Genomic DNA, 19,915 nt, shown 5'->3' with positions numbered 1-19,915 from the left:
AAATTTATTTCTTCTCCCATCCAGACTTTACTGTCGGTCCCAGACTTGCACTGGGTCCACCGCTATACGCGGGTCACGGACTTCAACACCACCTGGCGTTGTCACCGTCGGTCGGGAATTTCACCCTGCCCCGAAGAAATGTATTCAGTTAACACTTTTAGGCTACAGCAGATTTTCGCGGGGTACAACCCAAAATTACAAAAAAATCGCTCATTCTATGTTATTAATAATCATTGATAACATGATGTGAGCTGGCCCGCCTAGTCTTGCACGGGTTGAAACATCTGCGGGTCCAACCGGGTCACATTCCCCGACTGCCGCAACGGACCCGTGGCCTGTTGAACCCGATAGATGTGATTACGAAAAACCACTAATTCACCGCGTCGATAGTGGCGACTGGGGGAATAACTGCTGGCTTCTTGGGCCGTTTTTTCCGTGGAACTCGCTGGTTGGACCGTCGTGACCCAAGTCAACAGCCCCACTGCTCCCACCGTCAGAACTAAAATTTTGATGACATATCGCCCTAATTGTCGCACGCTCGCACCATCTCCGTTGATTTTTGACACTTATGCCTCCAAGGTTATCGCTTTCATCGCTAACTGGCCACCCACAATCATTTCGTTTTGTGACGACTTACCGACTAAATCATTGCGCCGTTGTCCCCTGCGTCTGGATATCCAAGCGCAAGTAGTGTACATTTAAACCCGTAGAGAATAATTAGGAGGTTCAATTTTGATTACCATTAAATCACCACGTGAAATTGAAAAAATGAACGCTGTCGGCACCTTACTGGCCAACATCCATTTAGGCTTACGGAACCTGATCAAGCCCGGTATCGATAGCTGGGAAATCGAGAAGTTTACCACCCAGTACTGCGCCGACCACGGCGCCATTCCGTCCGAAAAGGACGTCGATGGCTACCACTACGCCACTTGCATCAGTATCAACGACGAGGTCGCCCACATGGCGCCACAAAAGGGTCGTCTGTTGAAGAACGGTGACCTGGTCAAGGTCGACATGACCGTCTCTTTGGACGGCTACCAGGCCGACTCCTGCTGGGCTTACGCAGTCGGCGACGTCAGCGACGACGTCAAACGTTTGATGGATGTTACCCGCAAAGCCCTGTACCTGGGCATCGACCAATCGGTTATCGGTAACCGCATCGGCGACATCGGCGCGGCCATTCAGGACTACGTCGAGACCCAAAACCACATGGGTGACGTCCGCGACCTGATTGGCCACGGGATCGGCACCGAAATGCACGAAGAACCCGACGTTCCCGCTTACGGTGAAGCCGGCCACGGTATCCGGTTACGCGAAGGCATGGTCATCACCATCGAACCGATGGTCAACTTGGGGACCTTCGAACTGACCGACAAGCTCGACAAGGACAACTGGGAATACTATGTCTCCGCTGACGGGTCGTTATCCTGCCAGTACGAACACACCCTGGCCATCACCAAGGACGGGCCAAAGATCTTGACGTCGCAAGACCCGGACATCGACGCCAAGTACCTGCTCTAAACTTAACTTTATTGCGTCAAAAAGCGCCCACCACACGTTATCGTGGTGGGCGCTTTTTAGGTTAGTTGTCAAAATTTTACCAGAGGTAGTGAACCGGATTCTTCACGTACTGGTCGTAAACGTCACGGACGATGGCCATCTGGTCCGGCGTCAACGCAGGCAGGTCGGCGGCGCTGGTATTGCGCTCGATTTGCGTCGGGTTGCTAGCCCCTGGAATCACGGCGGAAACCGCGTCGTTCATCAAGATGTAGCGTAACGCCGTAGCCGCCAGGTTGTCCGTGCCCAACCGCTTTTGCAGTTCAGCCGCGGCCTTGACGCCCGTCAGGTAATCGACCCCAGAGAAGGTTTCCCCTTTATCGAAATGTTCCCCGTTACGGTTGTTGGCCCGGTGATCGTCTGCCGCAAACTTAGTGTCAGCGGTAAACTTCCCGGTCAGTAAGCCACTGGCCAAGGGGACCCGGGCCAAGATGCCCACGTGTTGCTTCTTGGCGAGGTCAAAGAAGAGGTCCGCTGGCCGTAAGCGGAACATGTTGAAGATGATTTCGACGGCCGAAACGTTGTAGTCCAGCGCCTTAATGCCCTGTTCGACCTTTTCCACGCTGACCCCGTAGTGGCGAATCTTACCGGCCTGTTTCAGCCGGTCCAGTTCGAAGAAGGTTTCGGGACTGTAGTACACCTCAGTCGGCGGACAGTGTAGCAATACCATGTCCAAGGCGTCGACGCCCATGTTTTGCCGGGACGCATCGACGTATTGGTCCACGTGTTGCGGGTCAAAACGTTCGGCCGTTAACGGTTCTTCTTTACGACCCAATTTCGTGGTGAAGTGCACGTCCGGGTGGGTCTGCAAGAACTTTCCCACGGCCTTTTCACTGAGACTGCCCTGGTACCCATCGGCGGTGTCAAAGAAGTTCACGCCCTGGTCATAGGCTTCTGCCAGGGTGTCCAAGGCATCTTGTTCGTCAAACGGCGCGCCCCACTTGCCACCGAGTTGCCAGGTCCCTAATGAGACCTCGCTGATGTCAAACCCCGTGTCACCAAATTTTCGATAATGCATCTTGACTCCTCCTTCTATTTCCGGCTAATCAACTGATTTTAACGCGTCCAACATGTTGACCCGTTTGAGCTTGACGTGCATGATGCCCATCACCAGCAAGCTAAAGGCTAGCGTGAGCACGGCCGCGTACAAGTAACTCACGGGGTGAATCCCGGGCGAGAACATCAGCGCGTTGGTCTCCGCCGTCTGTAAGATGTAGGCGTGGAGCCAATCCCCTAAGAAGCACCCGACCAGGATCCCCAGGACCGTCAAAATCAGGTTCTCCCGGAAAATATACATCGTTACCTCGTGGTCGTAAAAGCCCAGGACCTTGATGGTCGACAATTCCCGAATCCGTTCGGACACGTTGATATTAGTTAAATTATACAATACCACTAACGCTAAAGCACCTGCTGAAATCACAAAGATCAACACGACCAGATTCATGCTATCCAGCGACTTGAAATTGGTCTCCCGCTGGGCGGCCATCAACGTCACGTTTTGAATTCCCTTGTGCCGTAACAAGCGGTCGGCAAAGGCGTTCCCTGCCTTCTCACTGGTCTTATGCAACTTCACCAAGTTTCCATTGTAGACCGGTGCCTGGTGAAAGGCTTTGCGATACGCCTGGGGGCTCAAGTAGATGAAGTGGTTGATGTAGTTTTCGGCGATGGCCGCGACCTTGACGTGGCGGGTCTTTTGGCCGGCCGGTTTAACGGCCAACTTGTCGCCCACTTCTACGTGGTACAGCTTGGCGAGTTTCTCGTCGATGACGGCGCCCGTCTTTGGCAGGGTGTAAGCTTTGTGAGTCTGGCGGTTACGCAAGGTCACGAATTGGCTCAACCGCTTCGGTGTCTGCGGGACGCTCAACGTGACGGTCTGCTCGGCCACGCCGCTTTGTTTCGCCGCGACCTGGGTCGACTGGAGCGTCAAACTTCCTTTATAGTTAGTCGCCTGCTTCAACGCTCGTTTTTCACTGGCGGTCTGGTCGCCGCTACGCGTCACGATGGCGTCGTAGTGCCAGAGGTCGTTGAACTGCTTGGTGCTAATGTCGCCAATCGAGTCCTTCAAGCCGAACCCGGTGATCATCATGGCCATACAACCGGCAATCCCCAGCACCGTCATGATCAACCGTTGCTTATAACGGAACAGGTTCCGCAGGGTGATTTTGTGGGACGAATTGTCAAATCAAGTGTAACTTTTTACCGAAGAAAACTTCAGATGGTGTCTTCCAGCCTAAGACCTTACGGGGGCGATTATTTAAATTCCTGACAAACTTCGCGATATCTTGATCGGTCAGTTCATCAAGGTCAGTTCCTTTGGGAAAATACTCTCGGATGAGACCATTGGTATTTTCGTTGGTCCCACGTTGTTGTGGTGCGTGCGGGTCTGGAAAATAGACTGAGATACCAAGCTCTTTACCGACTTCACGATAACCCGCAAACTCTGTACCTCGGTCTGGTGTAAGCGTACGAACGCGTTTAGGTGTGACTGTATGCAGGAGGTCGATCATCGCTTGGGTCACATTCTTGGCATTCACTTTGGGTACACGCTCAGACAGAAGGTATCGTGACTTACGGTCGACCAGTGACACTAAACCCGAACGCCCGACCTTGCCGCGAACGGTATCGCCTTCCCAATGGCCAAAACGAGTCCGATTCTCACATGAGACTGGTCGTTCATGGACTGATGGGACATTATTAAAACGGCCACGTCGTTCGTTGACAGTTCCTTTAACCTTACGAGTTTTCCCACGATGTCGTAACTTTCGAGCGAATCCTCGAGCCCCATGACTTTTACGTTTAACGCCTAAATTATTTCGTTCAATTCCGCGATAAATCGTGTTGTAGCTGATATGCCAATTACTGGTCTCTAAAGATAAACGACCGGCGATTTGCTCGGGTGACCATTGTCGTTGAAGAATGCAGTGAAGGACAAAGTCGCGTAGCTTTAAATTCTCCAGTACCCTGAGGCGGCGACTCTTTAATCGGCGCTGTTGATAGTTCTGCTGGGCTTTTACGGCGGAATAGGCGCCCCGACCGCCGTTGCGTTTAATTTCTCGTGACACAGTGGCTTTGGAACAACCGATTTGATTGGCAATAACCTGGTAAGTATGGTGTAAAGTTACACCTAACAGTATGCATTCGCGGTCTTTTAAGGTAAGATGTGTATATGGACTCATAGCCTAAGAACTCCTTTAGATGATTGTTATGGTGACTTCATTCTACAGGACTCAGGCTAGGAGTCTATTTTTATTTTCTTACTTGTTGCACTTCAATTGTAAATTCGTCGGTTAAAACTCAACCGGCGCCATAGCCCGGTCCACCGTTCCAGCCACAGAGTCTTTCCTGCTTTAGGGGCCTTGGGTTGGAGTAGCTTGGCGGGCAAGCTGCGTAGGTCGACCCGTAAGACCACCAGCGCACTGCCCAAGGTGCAGGCCAAGGCAATCACTAAGGCCACCACGATGTCGACCCAAAGGTATTGGACCCCGATGGCCGGCAGGTTGTACATGCTGCCGTACGCCTGGGCGATAAACCGCGGGAAGAAGTTGACGCCAAACAGCACGCCCAGTGCCGTACCAATGACGGCCGCTAAGCCACCGTAAAGCATGAACTCGCTACCCACGGCGGTGTTACTGTAGCCTAACGCTTTCAAGGTCCCCATTTGTAAGCGGAGTTCCTCGACCATCCGGGTCATCGTAGTCAGGCAGATCAGTGCCGCAATCGCGATGAAGAAGAGTGGAAAGACCGTCGATAAGGCCACCACGCGTTGGGTGTTCTCGTGGTATTCAGTGTACCCCGGGTTGTCACTACGGTCCGTGTAGAGGTAGGTCGCCTTGGGGATGGCCTCGACCTTAGCCTGGGCCTTTTTCAGTTGGGCACTCAGCTTAGTCACGGCCGTTTGGGTCGTTGGTAACTGTTGGCGTAAACCGGCCAACTGTTGCTTCAACGGCGCTAATTTTTTCGTGGCTTGCCGCTGTAACTGTTGCTGACGCTTCTTCGCCTGTGGCGCTAACCACGCCTTCAACTTTTTGGTATTCTCGCGGTTGAGCCGCTTGTACTTCGCCGAATACGGCGTTACGTGTTGCAGGTTCTTGAAGCCCACGTCAAACCGCGTGGTCGTGCGCGACTTCAAGGTGCCTGGCCGGACGTAAGCCAGGTAATCCAAGGTCCCCTTGCCCACGGTGGTCACGCCGCGGTCCGTATTTTCCACGTACCGTGGTGACTTTACGAAGCCTACGATTTTAAACGTTCGTCGGGTCAATTTCTTATTGGTTTTGGCCGTGCTGACGATGTGGTAAGCCGAACCCACCTTGAGTTTGGGCTCAAGTTGCTTAGCCTGCGCGTCCAACACGATTTCGTTGGCTTTGCGCGGCAAGCGCCCCTGGGTCACGGTCAACTGGTCCAGCTTCTGAGTCGTTGGTAGTTCGGTGACCCGGATCACCCGGTTGTTATTCAGCTGGGTCAGATCCAAGTACCGCACGGCCTGATAAGTCAGTTGGTCACTGTGTTTAGCCAAAACCTTCTTGTCACTAGCCGTCAAGCCCAGCGTCGATTGCACGCTGTTGGTCGCCAGCTTCTGCGTCCGGTAATAATCCGTCGCGGCCTGCGACATATCCGGGCCGGTCGCCCGAATCCCGGTGTAAAAGGCCACCCCTAAGAAAATAATCAAGATAATCGACACGAAGCGGGCCTTCGACCGCCAAATCTCACGTAAAATTGCTTTTAAATAGGTCTTTGTCATTGGCGTTCACCTACCACGTAATCTCGTCTAATGGCGTCGGGTGGGCGTTCGGCGTCACGGACTGAATCTGAGCGTCGTTAATGCGAATGACCAGGTCCCCCATCTGGGCGATGGCACTGTTATGGGTCACGATGATGACCGTGGTCTGCGTCTGTTGGGCGGCGTCTTGAATCACCCGCAAGACTTGTTTCCCCGTCTTGTAATCCAACGCGCCGGTCGGCTCATCACACAACAACAATTTCGGCTTCTTGGCGACCGCCCGGGCGATGGCCACCCGTTGCTGTTCGCCCCCGGAGAGTTGGGCCGGGAAGTTCTGTGCCCGTTGACTCAACCCCACCAGCTCCAAGGTCTCCGACACGTCGCGGGCGTCCTGGGTAATCTGTGACGACAGTTCGACGTTTTCTCGGGCCGTTAAATTGGAAATCAGGTTGTAAAACTGAAACACGAAGCCCACCGCTTGTCGCCGGTAGGTCGTCAATTGCTTGGTCGAGAATTTGGCGATGTCGGTGCCGTCGATCAACACTTCACCACTGGTCGGCGTATCCATCCCCCCTAAAATGTTTAACAGGGTTGATTTACCGGCTCCACTAGGTCCTAAAATCGTGACCACGTTCCCGCGTTCCACTTCAAACGACAGGTCCCGGTTGGCCACCGTCGTTTGGGTGCCACTCCGAAACTCGCGCGTCACGTGCCGCACTTCAATATATGCCACGAACAATCCTCCTTTAATGTATCCGATAACATTTAATCCCGGACCAACACCTGCGCTTGATCCGGACAATTCTTTTCTATTTTAGCACGTTTACGGGTGCTCTCACCGGGCGATTACCCGCGACATCTCGCAAGCTTACGGCGTGATTTGCGTAATCAAAACCAAATGGTTTCTAAATCCGCAATTAGCTTGTATATTTAAAGTCAAAGCAGTTGTGGGGAGGGAGTTTTATGCGTCGTCTTGGCATTATTTTCATTGTTTTTCTGGCCAGTTGTCTGGCCCTCAATAGCGGTCCCCAACGCGCACAAGCCGCGCCGCAACAAACGGGACTCATCTTGGACGCCGCGCGCCAATACTATTCGGTGACCACGCTCAAACGCTTCATCCGCGAGGTCCACGTGGGCGGGGGCCGATTTTTACAGCTCCACCTCACGGATGATACCCGTTTCGGCCTTGAAAACGCCCACTTGGGCCAGACCGTCAAAGCCGCCCGTAAGAAGGGCCAGGTCTACTACAACCGCCGCAACAGGTTGGCCTTTTTAAGCAAGGCCCAGTTGAAAACGTTGGTCGCTTACGGCCATAAACATAGCGTCGAGGTCATCCCCGAGATCGACACCCCGGGACACACCCGCGCACTGATCCAGTTGTTACGAGTATCGAGTCCAGCCAACCGCAAACTGGCGACCCGCATCGCGGCGCACCACGAACTGAACCTCCACGCCAAGGAAACGTTGCCGTTCGTTAAACGCCTGCTGGGCGAATACGTGGGTCTGTTGCGGCCGGGGCAACACCTGGCCATCGGTGGCGACGAGTACAGTAGCGCCGCCCAACCTAATCAACCCAACACCGTGACTTACACCAACGGGTTGAGCCACTACCTGCGGCAACATCACTTGAAAACCATGATGTGGAATGACGGCTTGATGCGTGCCGACTTGCCGCACCTCGACCACCATATTCTGGTGACCTACTGGAGTTACGACGGCGAAAGCGCTAGTGCCAAGCTGTCCCGGCAACGCCGCCGGTTACGGGCCACCTTGCCCCAGCTCAACGCGGCTGGCTTTCAGACCATCAACGCCAACTTTTGGTACCTCTACGTGATCACCCAGCCTAAGACCTTCACCACAGCCAATCGAACTTACTGGCAACGTGATTTGAAGACCAACTGGACGCCCCAGATTTGGGACAAGACCAACCAGTCGGCCCGCGCCACTAGCCCTAACAACCTCGGTTCGGCCATTTCCATCTGGGGCGATGGGAAGAAGACCTATTCGCAAAAGCAGGTCTACCGCCTGACCCGGCCCTTCTTGACCACCTATTTCACGATGACGCGGACCACACCGTTCAAATAATAAACTAACTATGTCCCACATTAATCATGTAATCACTCACTATTTCAATCGATTGGCCTTAAACTAGACCTAATTCAGAAGAAACGAGATGATTCACATGTGCACCAGCTTAACCTATACCAACAGTCGTGGGGACCACTTCCTAGATCGAACCATGGACTTCGACCTCGACTTTGACGCGCGCATCATGGTCATGCCCCGCCACTATACCGTCGCAGGGGACGCCGGAACCTACACCACGCAGTACGGCTTTGTCGGCGCCGGCCGGCAACTCGACCACGAGATGTACAGTGACGGGGTCAACGAACACGGCTTAGCCATCGCCGCGTTGTATTTCCCTAGTAACGTGCAATACCTGGAGGACACGCCAGCCGACAAACTCGGCATCGCGCCGCAAGACTTCGTAGCCTGGGCTTTGGGCAACGCCAGCAGTCTGACCGACCTGGCGGCTAAGGTCCAACAGGTCGCCTTGATCGACGTGCCTACCGAAATGCTGGGCGGCACGCCACCCCTGCACTTTATCGTCAGCAACCGCACCGGCCAGACTAAACTGCTCGAACCAACGAGTGGCGATTTGCATTTAATCGACGACCCGGTCGGCGTGATGACCAATTCACCGCGGCTTGACTGGCACCTGCAAAACCTCAGCACCTATGGCACCCTGACCAATCAGGAACGGCCCTTAGCCCCATTGATGGGCAAGACGCTCAAGACCCAGGGCCCGGGGACCGGCGCATTAGGGTTGCCTGGTGATTTCACCTCGCCATCCCGGTTCATCCGGACCACCTTTTTAAAGAACTACGCGGACCAGACCACCACGATTCCGGGGTCCTTGAATCTCTTACAACACCTGCTTAATGCGGTGACGATTCCTAAAGGCGTCAAATTAAAAGACGATGGTCACAGCGATTACACCCAGTACCGCGGTTACATGAGCCTCACCGATTTGGCCTACTACCTGGAACCTTACGACAACCAGGTCCTCCAGGGCGTCACGCTTTCTGACGACTTGCTAGACAATCTGACCGAACCCACGGAGTACCCGATTACCCACGCCGTGCACCTGCAGGATTTGACCGCGACCCAACCGTCGAAATAACCAGCTGCATGAAAAACTAAAGGCAACTTACACCAGCCGTGATTGGTTGGCGTAAGTTGCCTTTTATTGTGATTTGCGAAGCTAATGCTTCTGAAAAAGACCCATCATAGTTTCCGTCGGCGCCACCCAAGGCGGCCCAACAAACCGGTCAATAGCGCCAGACCAGCCGCAATTACGCCAGTCGAAGACTTTTCGTTGGTCTGGGGTAAGGTCGTGGTTGGCGTTGTGGCTTGGCGTGTGGCCGGTACGGTGGCGGTGCCTTTAGCGATTGTGACCGTCGCACCAGCCCCGGCCGTGGTCAAACCTGGCCGCTGAGGGCCAGCCGTCATTTGACCCGGTCCTCCCTGGTTACCACTGCCCCCGGTGCTCCCACCGGGTCCCGGCTGCGGAACGGTCGGGGTCGGTGGGGTTGGCGGTGTCGGTTCTTCGGGAGTGCCTTCATCTCCGCCACCACCGGTACTGAGTTTGACATAAACATAGGTGACCGTTTGCGGGTCATGGGTGTAGGTCCCCGTCGCGTTGGTCGGTTCTCCCAGAACCTCGTAGCCCGAGATTGTCGCCGCTTCGGTGCTATAAGGCGTCCCTACCGTGCCACTCAACGTGGTCGTGGCCCGTAACGGCGTGCCTTTTTGGTCGACGTAGTGCACCGTGACGGTTCCCGTTTCGACTGGGGGTTCCACGACCCCCGGATCCTCAGCTTGATAAGTGTAAACCACGTCGCTGTTTTCCGTCGTGTACACCCCACTCGCGTTGGCGGGCGTGCCGGTCAGTTTGTAACCTGGAATCGTTGCCGCTTCGGTGGTATAAGCCTCGCCTAGCTTACCGCTTAAGACCAGGGGGTCGCGCAACACTTTGCGCGTGTTATCGACGTAATGGACCGTGACGGTACTTTGCGCCTGAGTTTCGGCCTCGTACGTGTAAGTCACCACTTGCGGATCTACCGCGTAGGTCCCACTCGGTGCGGCGCCGGTAGTGGCATGCAAGACGTACCCCGGTAGCGTCAGCGCTTCGGTGGTATAGGGGTCGCCGACCAAATGGGTCCCATCGGCGTTCAACACCACGTCCTCAGCTAATTTTTCACCCTGGGTATCTTGATGTTGCGCCGTGACCGTGGCGGCCGGCGCGGCCAAATCGTAGGGTTGAATCACGTAGAAATAGGGACTCGCACCCTCGAGATAGGTCCCAGTCAAATAGTAATGCTGATCGACCGGTTCCAAATCGATGTTGGGCTGATCTGGCAAGGCGGTGATGGGTTGTCCCGGGTCTTGAATCGTGTTGTAGTCGACCCCACCATCGCTGGTCGAAACCGGATTGCCGCCCGTATAGTAGGCCTTGTACACGTATCGTCCCGTATTCACGTTAACCCGGACCGGGACCAAGATTCTCTGGCGGCCAGTTAACGGACCAACGCTCCCATCGCGTAGCTTGTACCCGCCGGCCAGGTGTGCTGTCCGAGTCACCTCATTGACCCGGACTCGTGGCAGATAGATGACCTGTTGCCACCCGGAAAAGGACTTGAACTGGTGGTCTTTGAGACTCGAAAAGTCCCCGATGTAATTGAAATTGAGTCCCAATTCGGTCAGTTTGGTGAGCCCGGCCAACGGCGTGATGTCTTCAATCCGGTTCCCCGAAAGGTGCAGACCCGTCAAGTTCTTCAAGCTCGCAAACGGGCTGATATCCACAATGTCGCCGAAATAGGCCGTGTCGACTCGGGACTGGAGCATCAAATAATCCAAGTTGACCGCGTACTGTAACCCTTCTAACGAGTATGGTGTGTGGCCATCGATATAGGTATCATCGCCGGCCACTAAACGGGTCAATAATGCCATATCCGCTTGGGTGATGTCGTCCACGCTGGTCCAGGTCTGCCCGGGATTGTTGCGCTGTAAGGTTTGTAAGATGATTTTCTGCAACCGGGTATTGGGAAGCCACTCGTCGATTGAGTTGGGTTCACTGGCCAGCGTATCAGCTAATTCGTCCACCACGGCATTCGCGGCGGATACCTTGACCGGCCGGGTTGCCCCGACCCGCCGCGTAGGCCGCAAGGCGGCCGTGGTCCCACTTGGTTGCGCGTCCACTTTTTGTGCCGCTTGAGCCGCCTCCTGGGCCATTAAAACGGCGGGCGAAACGCTGGATGGAGCCGCGGAACTAGCCGCACTCATAGGGGGTGTGACGGTCGTCGGTACTGTGGTCGTATCCGGCGTTGACGTCGCGGCCGGCGATGGTGCTAGTGCGTTCTCTGGCGGGTCGCTAGTTACCGGCGTAAATGCCGGTACGGCGGCGATGGTAGCCGCGACGGGCGTCTGTAAGGCGCTGGAACTTGTATCTGCACCTGCGCCTGACGCTGCCGCGGAACTACCGGGTGCCGCCGAACCGGACCCCGTTGTTTCTTTTTCCGCTGGGCTAGTCGTAGGCGCTAACGTCACTTGGGACGCTGAAGTGGCGGCTTGTGACCCCGACATAACACTTTGATTCGGTGTTGGGGTCGCCATAGCTGGTGGCGTTGCCGCGTGAGCGTTGCCTCCCAGCAACGTTAAGGTCAACGCCGTAGCCCCCGCGACCAACCACCGAGTAGTCCCCCGCCGATTAACACTCTTGACCCTTGTTTTCATGTTCATGATCCCCTTTGATGTCCTTCATTAACTGTTCACCACTCATGATTGATTTCAGTATATCATTAATAGAGATAACCAGCGATATAATGAACCGTCAGGTAATTGATGGTTTAACCTATCCCTCTTTTAAAGAGCGTAAAAAAGCGTTGATCGCAGAGTTTTAATGGCTTAAATGGAATTGACTAATTTCATTATGTCTAGTTGATAAATTATCTAAATGGTTTATAAATATGTTAATAGATAGCCGCTAACCATGTGATAATTTTATTCAAATGCCCACTGGCCAATTTCAACTGTTTTCTAAAATATTCAATCAATTGTAAGCAATTAAATTGGTTAACAGGTAACGGGTGGCGTATACTTAAGGTGCTCAACCAATTTCTGAAGGAGGAACTTACCATGACGAAAAAATACATCGCTCAAATCGTGCCGTTAAACGCCGAAAAGATTGGTACTCAGGCCCACGGTGAGGCAACTTTTGAACAGGATGACAACACTTTAAAGATCAAGATTGAAATGTTCGATACCCCGGCCAACACCCAACATTGGGAACACTTCCATGGTTTCCCTGACGGCCAAGACGCCCAAATTGCCACGATGGCTCAAGACGCCAACCAGGACGGCTTCGTCGACTTACCCGAAACGGAAGCCGTTTCCGGAACGACTATGGTGCCCTTCGATAACGCGCCCCACAAGATGAACGTCCCTAACGACAACTACCCCGTTTCGGACGCGGACGGTCACTTTGCTTATCAAATCGAAGTCCCTCTGGCCGACCTTCAGGCCAAGTTCCACGAAGTTTTTGGAACGGACGACCTCGACCTCGACAAGCGGGTTATTTACATTCATGGTGTGGCTCAAGACCTCGACTTACCGGACACCGTTGCCGGTGAAGTCGGCCACTACGATGCTCACGTGACTCTCCCCATCGCGGTCGGTAAAATCAAAGCCGCCGACTAATTGACTTCAATAATCTACTGAGGTGTTGCCAGAACTTACGGGTAACACCCTTTTCGTGCCACAATAAAGGACCGCTAGTCGCAATGACTGGCGGTCCTATTTGAGTAACTTTTAATTTGACTTACTTTTTAGTGCTTAATTCACTGAGGTCGTTGAAGTCGGCTGTCGATAAGTCGACGTTTGCGGCCGCAACATTGTCCGCCAAGTGATCCACGGAACTGGTCCCAGGGATTGGGATAATGTTGTCCGACCGCTTGAGTAACCAAGCCAATGCGATTTGAGCGGGACTGACGTTGTACTTCTTGGCAATCGTGCTCAAAACGCTCCCGGACTTCGCCAATTCACCGGTAGCCAGTGGGAACCATGGTAAGAAGGCCATGTTTTGGTCCGCCGCGTAGTCGACCACGTCATCATCGTGGTGGTCCGAAACGTTATAGAGGTTTTCGATTGCGTCAATCTTGGCAACCTTTTGGGCTTCCTTGATTTGGTCCACGGAAACTTGGCTCAAACCGATGTGCTTGATTTTACCTTCGTCTTGGAGTTTCTTCAATTCACCCACTTGATCTGCAATCGAGAAGTGTGAATCGATTCGGTGCAAGAAGACTAAATCTTCATGGTCGATGCCCAAGGTCATCATGGAAACTTCGACCTGTTGGCGCAGGTAGTTAGGTTCACCATGTGGCGTCCAGACGTCAGGGCCTTGCCGGGTTTGACCGACCTTATCCGAAATAAAGATCTGGTCCCGGTTAGCAGCGCCCTTCAAGCCCGCTGCCAAATACCGGTCGGCAAACCATGGGCCGTAAGAATCGGCCGTATCAAAGAAGTTGATGCCGTAATCCAGAGCCTTTTGAACGACCTGGATGCCCTTTTCCGGTTCTGCATACGGGCCCCAAGTGCCAGGTCCCGTCAATTGCATGGTCCCGTAACCTAACCGGTTGACCTTAAACGTGTCATCAAAAGCGTACGTTCCTGCATTTGCTGCATTAATCGTTGCCATTCAATCGCTTCCTCAATAGTTGTTTATCAATTCAGATAACAAACTTAGTTTACCCCTACCCGACAAACAGTCAAATATTTCACCTGTCACGGGATTGGACACCCACCACAATCGTAACTAACCGTAAAATGTCTCAGTAATCAGTCACTCGATTACTGAGACATTCACATTATTTTAGGTGAGTTACTGGTTTTATCGCCGCACCAGTTCCAGCTTATGCGCGGTGTACTTCACGTGATACCCCTTCGGTAAGCCCTGAAACGTGGGCAAACTTGCCGTGGCGACTACCAAAGGTCACTAAGACGTGCCGGCCATTGAGCCCTTTAACGTGGGTCAGTCGTAAAGTCCCAGCTAAGCGCGCTTTACCGTGGATCTTCAACGCCGTGCCCCGGGTCACCGTCAACGCCAGCGTCCCGCGCTGAGTTTGCTGGTAGCCCTTGGCCAATTTAACGGGTGCCGTAGTAGTCAGCGTTCCCGCTTGGACCTTCAATTGTCCTTGACCAGCCGCGGTCGCCGTACCCAGTTGTAGTTCTCACCTTGGTTGACTTGCAGGCCACCGGTGAAGTGGTTGTGCCCATCTAGCGTCAAGGAACCCGTGCCTTGCTTGATAAGCTTTCCCTTCCCGGTCAGGTCATTTTTCCAAGTGTCCTTGGCATTGAACCCACCGCGAGCGGCGTCCATGGTCACCTTCGTAGTTTCCGGTAAGGCCCCGTAGCCGTTAGCAGCCGAGAAGAGGTCCAAGCGGCCCCAACCTTCGGCATCGTCTAAGACGGGGTAACCCGAAGGCAGTTCCGTCGTCGCCAAAGCAATGCGGCGTTGGCGTTGACTGAGGTAAGGTAACCGTGTGGCCAAGAGGACTTCAGCGCCCTTTGGGACCCGGGGGCCAATCTTGGTATCGCCAATTTGAGGCAGGCCGTAAGTCATCCGGTAACGATAATTACGTTGGTTAGTTTGGTAATTGGCAAAGTCGTCATCGTTCTTGTTCACTAACGGGCTCTTCAAGAGATCCGCTGAATGGGCTTCATCGTAGGCTTGCTTCATCAACGTCTGGTTTGTCGGGTCATTTAAGACACTGGCTGTGACAGCCGTTCCGAACATCCGGCTCCCCATCACGGCGAGCGGGGTGTGCCGCCCGGCTAATAACCGGTCATAGCCAATTTCGGAGGACCGGGTTAGGGATTGTTGGAACCGTTCCGGAACCGCGTAAGCAAAGACTTCCCCGGTCTCAAAGGCGCCGCTAGCGTGACCACTCGGGAAGTCGTAGTCGTCCTGGGGCGCATCATGCATCACGTTGACTAAATACGGGTTGGGCAGAACATGTTGCGGGTCTTGGCGGTAAGGTCGAATGAATTTAAAGAAATGTTTTGGCACACCCGTAGCCCCGTATTTCCGGGCCTTTTCGACCAATTGGACCATGGCGCCCAGCTTTGATTCTGGGTCTGCCCACTTGACCTTGGAATACGGGGTCTTCCCAGGTTGCGGTTGGGCTGGTACATCGTAGTAGTCCGTCTTAGCCCCGGCATTTTGGATAAACGCCTGGGCGTAAGGGCCTAAACCGGAAATCGAATTGTACATCAGAACCCGGCGGTCGGTCAGATACGACCGCTTGATCTCGGCTGCCGACCGTGTTTGGGTCGCTTTGGCCGTCACCGCGATGGCTTTGGCAATCATGTCGGGGTCCTTTTGGCCTGCCGTGGGTGACCAGAGCTTATCAAAGGTGTACAGCAAGCCAAATGAGGGGTTCGTCGTAATCGTTTGGTTGGCCTTCACGTTGTTTTGGTAAGTCTCAACGTAGTACCCGTAACTGGCCGCGTGCGGCGCAATCATGCGCGACACAGCCGTGGTCTTGGCCTGGGCAACTGGGGTCATCAGGGGAAACAGGACCAAGGCCGTCGCCAGCGTGGCCCCTAACCGGTGCTTCATTCGTTTCATCAAATCTTCCTCCCTATTCCGTATGGTCAGTGCATTAACTTGGTACCAGTGACTAGTGTAAGCTATCAAGGCCCGTAATTGGGGGCCTTTACGAACTCTGTACCGTTCCCTGATGAAACCTTTACCTGCTTATAAATCCGTTAATTATGGGGACTATCCGCACGTTACAAAAAATCCTCTGAGGACTGGTCACTGACCAGTCCTCAGAGGACCGCTTTAAGCTTTAACGATTAAGCCGGATGTTGTTGATGTTGCCGTTCCACGACCGGGGCACGGTGTTGCCGAAGCAACAAGTAACCCAGTAACAAGACGATGACCAGAACTAAAATCAAGGCCATGATCATGATGTGGTGCATCCCATTGAACAAAATTGTCCGCATCTGCGGTAACAGACTGACCGGCAAGCTCCCCGCCGTTTGCGAGTTGCTCAATTTATTGAGCATGTTCATCGTGATTTCACCCGAATGAGCCTTGACGCCAGCCATTAAAGCTTGATTCAAGATGACCCCGTAAATCGACGACATGAAGGTTTGACTCAAGATTCGGACCAGGTAGGCAAACGACGTGGCAATCGGCACGTCACGGGTGCTAACGTCACTTTGGACGGCCACCTGCAGGGTCGTGAAGCAGACCCCGATGCCGAAGCCGTTAAAGGCGCCCATCACCAATAAGAAAGTGTAGCTGGCGGTTTGGGCCACCAGGCTCATCCCCACGAAGGTAATCAAGAACGTCGCCGTTCCCAGAGCCAAAACTTGGTAGCGTCCTAAATGGACCTGGGTCACTGGGGCTAATTCCGACCCCAAGAAGTTCGCAATCGACCCGGGAATCTGGGTCATCCCGCCAATCAACGCACTAAGGCCCATGATGCCCTGGGCCCACATCGGCACGTAGATGTTGAAGGCCACAAACGAGCCCCACAGAAAGGCAAAGATGATTAAATCGATTACTAATTTCGAATTATGGAACAGTCGGTTAGGCACGATGGGATCCTTAACGCGATTTTCCACGCCGTGCATCCGCCAAAGTAAGGCCAACCCCAACAGAATGAAGAGCGCGGTCAACCAGATTGAGGCGGTCCCCAAGAGCTGAATCCCAATCAAGATGGCGACTAATCCGAGTACCATCAAGATAGCGCCTTGGTAATCCACGGGGGCCCGGTTCAACGCCAGGTTGCTCTTGAAGAACAAGCCAACGATTAATACGGATAGTGCCGCCAGCGGTAAGTTGAGGTAAAAGACCCAGTGCCAGCTAAAGGCATCGACAATCCAGCCCCCAATCAGTGGCCCAATAATCGACGCGGTACTGAAACTCGCCGACGTGATGCCGATGACCTGCGCGCGTCGTTTCAAGTTGCTAAACAGTTGCGCGTAGATGATGAACGGAATCGTGCTCATCCCGCCGGCACCAATCCCCATGACGCCTCTGGCAATGATGAACCAGGCGACGTTCGGGGCCAGCCCCTGAAACAGCGCTCCCACGGCGAAGACCGTGGTCGTGGTAATGTAGGCAAACTTATTGCCGTGACGTTCCCCAAACTTACTCCATAACGGTGTCGCGACCGCCATCCCTAGTAGGAAGATGGCCACAATCCAGCCCATGTACTGGATGCCGTGTAAGTCGCTGACAATCGCGGGGAGGGCGGTGTTGACAATCGTCGCATCCAGCCCCGCCATTGCGTTAGATAAGAGTAACGCACACGTAACCAAAATCTTACGCTCTCGACTCACGAAAACCTCTTCCTTCATTTATGTAATTTTGATGATAAGTTACTACTTAGAATACTAGAACTCCCTTCTATTCGTTGTCAATAACCTAACGCCGCGGCCTCCAAATTAAAACGGTTTCACAATTTAGGCGGGTCACATCGGTGAATTGCCTGCAACGTGGTGCGAGGGATTTCTTGACCGGTCGTGAGAATGACCGCCTGACTGGTTATAGCTTTAATCCGCACCGTGGCGGTGTGTGATGCACCCGTTTCCGGGTCAAAGTAGGTCGCTTCGACCCAGGGGCGTTGGGCCAAAACCGGTTGTAACGCCCGCAACTGCCGGTGACAGGCGGCCGCCAGTTCGGCGGGTAATTCGGCGCGGTCGCGTACCGTTTGGGCGCTTTGATCCAATAGCTCGGTGTACCCACTCAACGCCGCAAACGGCGCAAACTGTGCGGCCCGTTCCGCTGGCGTCATTTGCGGGTGGTTTTTCGAGACCGGCCGCGGGTGGCCCATGATGTCGCGGTAGGCACTGGTATCATTGAATAATTGTTCGGCTAATTTTCGCTTGCTGTCGCGACTCATGCTTGATGGCCCCCAATCTCGTGATTCCGCTTTTTAAACGTCGCCCCGTCCAAAAGATCAGTAGCCCGCATGATAGCGTCCTTACCGAAACGGTCCTGGACCTGTAAAATGGATTCCTGCACACGACGCTCACGGTGCCGAGCTGCTGCGTCCGGCACTGCCGGTGTGGTGGTCGGGCCAAACAGTGCTAACTGTTCACTGTACGGCGCTGCTGCAGCCGTTTCCGCGACCACGTGACCGACACTTACGGTGACTTTCCGAATTTTATAATGTGGATTAACCTGGCGCCGATAGATAACGGTCACGGCACGTTTCAGCGCCGTGGTCAACGAGGTTGGCACCTGCAAATTGTAACTGCCGTGGGCCGGCTTGGGGACCGTCCGCCCGTAGAAGTCATGCGTCACAGCTGCTCCACTCGCCGGCCGGCCGTGCGCGTCATAGGCCACGGTCAAGACCACTTGGTCACAGACTTGCTGGCGCTTGACCAGTTCCAAGGACAGGCCGTCCACCATCTCTCGGACTACTAACTCCCCTTGTTGGTAATCGTAAGGAGTTGGCAAGACTTGGCCCGAACCGATACTGTGGGTACTTGGCTGATACTGTTTGATGTCAGCCAGCGTCGCCGATTCGTAACCCCAAGCGTGGTCAATAATCAGTTCGGCGACGCGGCCAAACTCCTGATAGAGGGTCTCTTCGTTGCGCGTTGCCGTGGCGGCTCCCAGCGAACACCGGGCGATGTCGCCCATCGTATGGAGCCCTAATTTTTCCAAGCGACGGGCATACCCGCGACCAATCCGCCAAAAATCGGTCAACGGCTGGTGGGCCCAGAGATACTTGCGGTAACTCCGCTCATTCAACTTAGCGATGCGCACCCCATCTTGGTCGGCGGGAATCTTCTTGGCCACGATATCCATCGCAACTTTTGCCAAATACAGGTTCGTGCCAATCCCCGCGGTCGCTGGTATCCTGGTCTGGCGCTGGACGTCTTGAATCATCCGCTTGGCTAAATCACGCGCCGAGAGGTGGTAAAGTTTCAGATACGCTGTGACGTCCATGAAGACCTCATCGATGGAATAGACGTGGATCTGTTCCGGCGCCACGTAATGTAGATAGATTTGATAGATCTGGTCACTGATCCTGAGGTAATAGGCCATTCGAGGTTGGGCCACTAAGTAGTCCAGCTTGAATTCTGGATGTTGTAAGAGGTCCTGCCGTACCGTCGACGACTTTGTTAAACGGCCATGATGGGCTACCGCACGTTGCTGGTTCAAGGTGGCGACTTGCTGTTCTACTTCAAACAACTGTGGCCGTCCCGGTAACCCGAAGCGTTTCAAAGCTGGTGACACAGCCAGACAAATGGTCTTGTCCGTGCGCCGCGGATCCGCCACTACCAGGTTGGTGTTCAACGGATCCAGTCCGCGAGCGGCACACTCCGCCGACGCGTAAAACGACTTCAAATCAATTGCAATGTATACCCGCTGGCCCATCTTGGTCCCTCCATTCTTCAAGTTGCCTTTAGTATACGCGATTTCAGCTAGGGGAACAAGCGTTCTGATTTAGTTTTAAGTTTTGGTAACACTCGGGGCTGGACTTCCTTTTTGATTGACTTCCCTGAACGGCCATGCGATACTAGTTCCTGGTGCCAAACCACGGTGGGGGT

General features: G+C 54.0%; 16 protein-coding genes, 1 pseudogene and 1 riboswitch. Of the genes and pseudogenes, 4 read left to right on the top strand and 13 right to left on the bottom strand.

The genetic code is table 11. The features are described from left to right. Nucleotides 1-4 precede the first annotated feature (4 nt). Nucleotides 5-142: riboswitch (FMN riboswitch) on the bottom strand. 118 nt (nucleotides 143-260) lie between these two features. Then, a complete protein-coding gene (locus H3M12_RS04125; protein WP_182150955.1) occupies nucleotides 261-566 on the bottom strand; it encodes a hypothetical protein in 306 nt (101 codons plus the stop codon). A gap of 166 nt (nucleotides 567-732) precedes the next feature. Here H3M12_RS04125 and map point away from each other — a divergent pair, with 166 nt between their 5' ends. Continuing rightward, nucleotides 733-1,524, top strand: coding sequence for a type I methionyl aminopeptidase (gene map, locus H3M12_RS04120; RefSeq protein ID WP_182150954.1), 792 nt, complete (start codon nucleotides 733-735; stop codon nucleotides 1,522-1,524). A gap of 76 nt (nucleotides 1,525-1,600) precedes the next feature. On the opposite strand, the gene H3M12_RS04115 is transcribed toward map, so the two are convergent. From H3M12_RS04115 to H3M12_RS04095, 5 genes and pseudogenes are all read right to left on the bottom strand, one after another. Continuing rightward, entirely contained in the window at nucleotides 1,601-2,578 is a 978-nt protein-coding gene (locus H3M12_RS04115) for an aldo/keto reductase (protein ID WP_129032807.1), read from the bottom strand. Nucleotides 2,579-2,602: 24 nt separating this feature from the next. Further along, nucleotides 2,603-3,730, bottom strand: a pseudogene (locus tag H3M12_RS04110) (ABC transporter permease); the annotation flags it as partial. A 7-nt stretch (nucleotides 3,731-3,737) separates the two neighbouring features. Beyond that, entirely contained in the window at nucleotides 3,738-4,736 is a 999-nt protein-coding gene (locus H3M12_RS04105) for an IS30 family transposase (protein ID WP_182150575.1), read from the bottom strand. A gap of 92 nt (nucleotides 4,737-4,828) precedes the next feature. Then, complete coding sequence (locus H3M12_RS04100; protein ID WP_233449217.1) at nucleotides 4,829-6,298, bottom strand: ABC transporter permease; 1,470 nt, start codon at nucleotides 6,296-6,298, stop codon at nucleotides 4,829-4,831. A 10-nt stretch (nucleotides 6,299-6,308) separates the two neighbouring features. Continuing rightward, entirely contained in the window at nucleotides 6,309-7,010 is a 702-nt protein-coding gene (locus H3M12_RS04095; RefSeq protein ID WP_129033323.1) for an ABC transporter ATP-binding protein, read from the bottom strand. A 230-nt stretch (nucleotides 7,011-7,240) separates the two neighbouring features. On the opposite strand from H3M12_RS04095, the gene H3M12_RS04090 reads away from it, so the two are divergent. Continuing rightward, a complete protein-coding gene (locus H3M12_RS04090) occupies nucleotides 7,241-8,362 on the top strand; it encodes a family 20 glycosylhydrolase (RefSeq protein ID WP_129033324.1) in 1,122 nt (373 codons plus the stop codon). A 97-nt stretch (nucleotides 8,363-8,459) separates the two neighbouring features. Further along, the gene (locus H3M12_RS04085; RefSeq protein ID WP_182150953.1) at nucleotides 8,460-9,461 is read left to right on the top strand and encodes a choloylglycine hydrolase family protein; all 1,002 of its coding nucleotides are present in this window, start codon (nucleotides 8,460-8,462) and stop codon (nucleotides 9,459-9,461) included. Between the two features lie 104 nt (nucleotides 9,462-9,565). Here the strand turns inward: H3M12_RS04085 and H3M12_RS04080 are convergent, their stop codons facing one another. Next, entirely contained in the window at nucleotides 9,566-12,073 is a 2,508-nt protein-coding gene (locus tag H3M12_RS04080; RefSeq protein WP_182150952.1) for a MucBP domain-containing protein, read from the bottom strand. Nucleotides 12,074-12,475: 402 nt separating this feature from the next. Here H3M12_RS04080 and H3M12_RS04075 point away from each other — a divergent pair, with 402 nt between their 5' ends. Continuing rightward, nucleotides 12,476-13,036, top strand: coding sequence for a hypothetical protein (locus H3M12_RS04075; protein ID WP_129033327.1), 561 nt, complete (start codon nucleotides 12,476-12,478; stop codon nucleotides 13,034-13,036). 121 nt (nucleotides 13,037-13,157) lie between these two features. Here H3M12_RS04075 and H3M12_RS04070 read toward each other — a convergent pair whose 3' ends face one another. The 6 genes from H3M12_RS04070 to H3M12_RS04045 all read right to left on the bottom strand — a co-directional run bounded on the left by H3M12_RS04070 (nucleotide 13,158) and on the right by H3M12_RS04045 (nucleotide 19,742). Beyond that, nucleotides 13,158-14,033, bottom strand: a complete 876-nt coding sequence (locus H3M12_RS04070; protein WP_129033328.1) for an aldo/keto reductase — start codon at nucleotides 14,031-14,033, stop codon at nucleotides 13,158-13,160. A gap of 214 nt (nucleotides 14,034-14,247) precedes the next feature. Beyond that, entirely contained in the window at nucleotides 14,248-14,523 is a 276-nt protein-coding gene (locus H3M12_RS04065) for a hypothetical protein (RefSeq protein ID WP_182150951.1), read from the bottom strand. Next, on the bottom strand, nucleotides 14,520-15,965 hold the full coding sequence (locus H3M12_RS04060) for a phosphatase PAP2 family protein (RefSeq protein ID WP_129033330.1): 1,446 nt from the start codon (nucleotides 15,963-15,965) through the stop codon (nucleotides 14,520-14,522). Before H3M12_RS04060 ends, H3M12_RS04065 begins: the two co-directional genes overlap by 4 nt. A 230-nt stretch (nucleotides 15,966-16,195) precedes the next feature. Then, complete coding sequence (locus H3M12_RS04055) at nucleotides 16,196-17,710, bottom strand: MFS transporter (protein ID WP_129033331.1); 1,515 nt, start codon at nucleotides 17,708-17,710, stop codon at nucleotides 16,196-16,198. A gap of 98 nt (nucleotides 17,711-17,808) precedes the next feature. Beyond that, nucleotides 17,809-18,255, bottom strand: a complete 447-nt coding sequence (locus tag H3M12_RS04050; RefSeq protein ID WP_129033332.1) for a hypothetical protein — start codon at nucleotides 18,253-18,255, stop codon at nucleotides 17,809-17,811. Then, nucleotides 18,252-19,742, bottom strand: coding sequence for a Y-family DNA polymerase (locus H3M12_RS04045; RefSeq protein ID WP_129033333.1), 1,491 nt, complete (start codon nucleotides 19,740-19,742; stop codon nucleotides 18,252-18,254). Before H3M12_RS04045 ends, H3M12_RS04050 begins: the two co-directional genes overlap by 4 nt. Nucleotides 19,743-19,915: the final 173 nt, after the last annotated feature.

The sequence above is a fragment of the Levilactobacillus suantsaii genome, assembly GCF_014069315.1.
Taxonomy (GTDB): Bacteria; Bacillota; Bacilli; order Lactobacillales; family Lactobacillaceae; genus Levilactobacillus; species Levilactobacillus suantsaii.
Note: the sequence above shows the minus strand (reverse complement) of the source record. Positions and strands in the feature narration are given on the sequence as shown.